The following is a 5,652-nucleotide window of genomic DNA, read 5'->3' as shown; positions in this document are numbered from 1 at the left end:
TTAAATCAAACATTTTAAGAGAGTTAAGCATTAATTTAAAAATACTTCAATAATAGTTTCCGAAAAAGCTTGGATATGGAAAAAAGCTCAGTATCTTTGCACCCCGCAAACGAGCTGGGATTTTATTTGAAAGGATGTTTAATTTTGTTTTAAGAGTTTATTAAAAAAAACTTTTAAAATAAATTTAAATAAAGCTTGCTAGTTAAAATTAAGCGAGTATCTTTGCACCCCGCAAACGAGCTGGGAAATAAATTTGATAGTTTTAATTTAATTTTAAAAATAAATTAAAAAAAAGCTTTCAGGTTAAATTTAATTACTAATTTTGTCCCCTCCAAAACAAACGAGTTACGGAAGATAAAAATAGAAAAGTAGATGAGTTATTGAGTTAACAATTTACCACAATATAAGTTCTTTGATAGATTGAGAAATAAGGAAACAGCGTAATATACGAAATTAATGAGCCACAACAAATATTCAAAGTCTTTTACAACGGAGAGTTTGATCCTGGCTCAGGATGAACGCTAGCGGCAGGCCTAACACATGCAAGTCGAGGGGTAACATTGGTGCTTGCACTAGATGACGACCGGCGCACGGGTGAGTAACGCGTATGCAACCTACCTTTTACTGGGGGATAGCCCGGAGAAATCCGGATTAATACCCCATACGATCCTTGAGACTTAAGTTTTAGGGAAGAAAGCTTCGGCGGTATTAGATGGGCATGCGTTCTATTAGTTAGTTGGTAAGGTAACGGCTTACCAAGACCGCGATAGATAGGGGGCCTGAGAGGGTGAACCCCCACACTGGTACTGAGACACGGACCAGACTCCTACGGGAGGCAGCAGTGAGGAATATTGGACAATGGAGGCAACTCTGATCCAGCCATGCCGCGTGCAGGAAGAATGCCCTATGGGTTGTAAACTGCTTTTATTTAGGAAGAAACCCCCCAACGAGTTGGGGGCTGACGGTACTAAACGAATAAGGACCGGCTAACTCCGTGCCAGCAGCCGCGGTAATACGGAGGGTCCAAGCGTTATCCGGAATCATTGGGTTTAAAGGGTCCGCAGGCGGGCTATTAAGTCAGTGGTGAAATCTCTTGGCTTAACCAAGAAATTGCCATTGAAACTACTAGTCTTGAATTCGGTCGAAGTGGGCGGAATGTGTCATGTAGCGGTGAAATGCATAGATATGACACAGAACACCGATAGCGAAGGCAGCTCACTAGGCCTGAATTGACGCTCAGGGACGAAAGCGTGGGGAGCGAACAGGATTAGATACCCTGGTAGTCCACGCCGTAAACGATCATTACTCGATATCAGCGATATACAGTTGGTGTCTAAGCGAAAGTGATAAGTAATGCACCTGGGGAGTACGATCGCAAGGTTGAAACTCAAAGGAATTGACGGGGGCCCGCACAAGCGGTGGAGCATGTGGTTTAATTCGATGATACGCGAGGAACCTTACCAGGGCTTAAATGCATAATGACAGGAGTGGAAACACTTTTTTCTTCGGACATTTTGCAAGGTGCTGCATGGCTGTCGTCAGCTCGTGCCGTGAGGTGTTGGGTTAAGTCCCGCAACGAGCGCAACCCCTATCTTTAGTTGCTAGCAGGTAATGCTGAGGACTCTAGAGAAACTGCCAGCGCAAGCTGAGAGGAAGGCGGGGACGACGTCAAGTCATCACGGCCCTTACGTCCTGGGCTACACACGTGCTACAATGGTCGGTACAGAGGGCAGCTACCAAGTGATTGGATGCGAATCTCGAAAGCCGATCTCAGTTCGGATTGGAGTCTGCAACTCGACTCCATGAAGCTGGAATCGCTAGTAATCGCGCATCAGCCATGGCGCGGTGAATACGTTCCCGGGCCTTGTACACACCGCCCGTCAAGCCATGGAAGCTGGGGGTACCTGAAGTCGGTAACCGCAAGGAGCTGCCTAGGGTAAATCTGGTAACTGGGGCTAAGTCGTAACAAGGTAGCCGTACCGGAAGGTGCGGCTGGAACATCTCCTTTCTAGAGGGCCATTAACGTAGTTTTGTTACGTTGTTTTCCATTTCTTAATCAATAATATCTCTCCCACCAAGTGGAGCAAAGCAATTGAGGTGGGATTATTCATTTAGTCCCGTAGCTCAGTTGGTTAGAGCACTACACTGATAATGTAGGGGTCAGCAGTTCAAATCTGCTCGGGACTACAAAAAACAGTGTGAGAATGAGAGTGAAAATGTTACAAGAGTGAGGGTTAAAAGATTGAAAGTTAAGTTTTATGAAAACTAAACTTGAAAACTTGATAACTCCAGCGCTTGATAACTTAAGCACTTGATAACTCATCCTTTAAATTGGGGGATTAGCTCAGCTGGCTAGAGCGCCTGCCTTGCACGCAGGAGGTCATCGGTTCGACTCCGATATTCTCCACTTATTTTCATCAAACGAGATGAAATTATGGGATAAAAAGAGATATTAAACACTTTTAGTAGATTATTTACCTTGAATGGTTGTAATTAACAATAAAAGTTCTTTGAAATGTTGGAATTGATTGAAATAGTAATAGAAATATAAGAAAACTAATAAGTTATTAAGGGCACACAGGGAATGCCTTGGATTTGAGAGGCTATGAAAGACGTGATACGCTGCGATAAGCTACGGGGAGAAGCAAATATTTATTGATCCGTAGATTTCTGAATGGGGCAACCCGTTATGTTGAAGACATAACATCTGTCGTAAGATAGAAGCTAACCTGGAGAACTGAAACATCTAAGTACCCAGAGGAAGAGAAAACAATAGTGATTTTGAGAGTAGCGGCGAGCGAAATCGAAGTAGCCCAAACCAGAGTTGTTTCGGCAACTTTGGGGTTGTAGGACTACAATGTGGACTTATGTATTATAATTGAATAGAGTTGGAAAGCTCAACCGTAGAGGGTGATAGTCCCGTAAATGAAATAGTGCATATACCTAGTAGTATCCTGAGTAGGGCGGGACATGTGAAATCCTGTCTGAATCTAGCAGAACCATCTGTTAAGGCTAAATACTCCTCAAATACCGATAGTGAACCAGTACCGTGAGGGAAAGGTGAAAAGAACCCTGAATAAGGGAGTGAAAAAGATCCTGAAACTGTGTGCCTACAAGCGGTCGGAGCCTACGGGTGACGGCGTGCCTTTTGCATAATGATCCTACGAGTTACTCCTCATTAGCGAGATTAAGATTTTAAGAATCGTAGTCGAAGCGAAAGCAAGTCTGAATAGGGCGATTTAGTTAATGGGGGTAGACGCGAAACCTTGTGATCTATCCATGGTCAGGTTGAAGTTCCGGTAACACGGAATGGAGGACCGAACTGATATACGTTGAAAAGTGTTCAGATGAACTGTGGATAGGGGTGAAAGGCCAATCAAACTAGGAAATAGCTCGTACTCCCCGAAATGCATTTAGGTGCAGCGTTCAGGTAGAGTCTTATAGAGGTAGAGCTACTGATTGGGCTAGGGGGCTTCACCGCCTACCAAACCCAGACAAACTCCGAATGCTATAAGATATACTGAGCAGTGAGGGCATGGGTGCTAAGGTCCATGTCCGAGAGGGAAAGAACCCAGACCATCGGCTAAGGTCCCAAAATATACGCTAAGTTGAACTAACGTGGTTCGATTGCATAGACAGCTAGGATGTTGGCTTGGAAGCAGCCATTCATTTAAAGAGTGCGTAACAGCTCACTAGTCGAGCGATCGAGCGTGGATAATAATCGGGCATAAGCGTATTACCGAAGCTGTGGATTTACAACAATAGTTGTGAGTGGTAGGGGAGCATTCTATGTGCGTTGAATGTGTACTTTGAGGTATGCTGGAGCGCATAGAAAAGCAAATGTAGGAATGAGTAACGATAAAGCAGGCGAGAAACCTGCTCACCGATAGACTAAGGTTTCCTGAGCGACGCTAATCGGCTCAGGGTTAGTCGGGACCTAACGCGAACCCGAGAGGGGTAGTGGATGGATAATGGGTTAATATTCCCATACTAATTGTAACTGCGATGGGGTGACGGAGTGATGAAAGATCTGCGAACTGACGGAATAGTTCGTTAAAGCGTGTAGCTATATTTGGTGTAGGCAAATCCGCACCGAATGGCCAATGTGATAGTACCACAAGTCTACGGATGAGTGGATAATGATCCTAAGTGCTTCCAAGAAAAACCTCTAAGCTTCAGGTTACAATTACTCGTACCGCAAACCGACACAGGTAGTCAAGGAGAGAATCCTAAGGTGCTCGAGTGAATCATGGCTAAGGAACTAGGCAAAATCGTCTCGTAACTTCGGGAGAAGAGACGCCTCTCATCTGAGAGGCCGCAGTGAATAGGCCCAGGCGACTGTTTATCAAAAACACATGGCTTTGCGAAAACGAAAGTTGAAGTATAAGGCCTGACACCTGCCCGGTGCCGGAAGGTTAAGAGGAGATGTCATCTTCGGAGAAGCATTGAATTGAAGCCCCGGTAAACGGCGGCCGTAACTATAACGGTCCTAAGGTAGCGAAATTCCTTGTCGGGTAAGTTCCGACCTGCACGAATGGTGCAACGATCTGGGCACTGTCTCAGCCATGAGCTCGGTGAAATTGTAGTATCGGTGAAGATGCCGATTACCCGCAACGGGACGGAAAGACCCCGTGAACCTTTACTATAGCTTCACATTGACATTGGACACTTTATGTGTAGGATAGGTGGGAGACTTTGATGCTGCGTCGCTAGGCGTAGAGTAGTCGTTGTTGAAATACCACCCTTAAATTGTTTGATGTCTAACCTGTCCTTGATGGGGACATTGTGTGGTGGGTAGTTTGACTGGGGTGGTCGCCTCCAAAAGAGTAACGGAGGCTCCTAAAGGTACCCTCAACACGGTTGGTAATCGTGTGTAGAGTGTAATGGCATAAGGGTGCTTGACTGAGAGACCTACAAGTCGATCAGGTAGGAAACTAGAGCATAGTGATCCGGTGGTTCCGCATGGAAGGGCCATCGCTCAAAGGATAAAAGGTACTCCGGGGATAACAGGCTTATCACTCCCAAGAGCTCATATCGACGGAGTGGTTTGGCACCTCGATGTCGGCTCGTCACATCCTGGGGCTGGAGAAGGTCCCAAGGGTTGGGCTGTTCGCCCATTAAAGTGGCACGCGAGCTGGGTTCAGAACGTCGTGAGACAGTTCGGTCCCTATCTGTTGTGGGCGTTAGATTTTTGAGAGGACCTTCCTCTAGTACGAGAGGACCGGGGAGGACATACCTCTGGTGTACCTGTTGTGGCGCCAGCTGCATCGCAGGGTAGCTACGTATGGATGAGATAAGCGCTGAAAGCATCTAAGCACGAAACTCACCTCAAGATGAGAAATCTTTTAAGGGCCGTGGAAGACTACCACGTTGATAGGCTACAGGTGTAAAGACAGTAATGTCAAAGCCGAGTAGTACTAATAACCCGTAAACTTATAGTGCTCTTCTCTTTTACTATTTCAATCACCCAATATTTTCATAGCAACCAAAATATTTGTGTTAGCATAGCTAATCAAGATTTTCGGTGTCTATTGCAGCAGGGTCCACCTCTTACCATTCCGAACAGAGAAGTTAAGACTGCTTGCGCTGATGGTACTGCCCTTTTAAGGGTGGGAGAGTAAGACGACGCCACTTTTTAAAAACCTCATACAG

At 45.5% G+C, this 5,652-nt stretch carries 2 tRNA genes and 3 rRNA genes; all 5 read left to right on the top strand.

Features of this window, described 5'->3' with window-relative positions:
- The first annotated feature begins 486 nt into the window (after positions 1–486).
- The 5 genes from DIT68_RS16065 (at position 487) to rrf (ending at position 5,634) form a co-directional block, all read left to right on the top strand.
- A 16S ribosomal RNA gene (locus DIT68_RS16065) occupies positions 487–2,008 on the top strand.
- Positions 2,009–2,113: 105 nt separating this feature from the next.
- A tRNA-Ile gene (locus DIT68_RS16060) sits at positions 2,114–2,187 on the top strand.
- A 146-nt stretch (positions 2,188–2,333) separates the two neighbouring features.
- Positions 2,334–2,407 (top strand) — tRNA-Ala (locus DIT68_RS16055).
- A gap of 150 nt (positions 2,408–2,557) precedes the next feature.
- A 23S ribosomal RNA gene (locus DIT68_RS16050) occupies positions 2,558–5,441 on the top strand.
- Between the two features lie 79 nt (positions 5,442–5,520).
- Positions 5,521–5,634 (top strand): 5S ribosomal RNA (gene rrf / locus DIT68_RS16045).
- Together the 16S, 23S and 5S rRNA genes with 2 tRNA genes alongside form the textbook arrangement of a ribosomal RNA operon.
- Positions 5,635–5,652 lie beyond the last annotated feature (18 nt).

It is taken from the genome of Brumimicrobium oceani (assembly GCF_003143775.1).
Taxonomy (GTDB): Bacteria; Bacteroidota; Bacteroidia; order Flavobacteriales_D; family Crocinitomicaceae; genus Brumimicrobium; species Brumimicrobium oceani.
The sequence above is the reverse complement of the archived record's forward strand: the minus strand, read 5'-3'. Positions and strand labels throughout refer to the sequence as shown.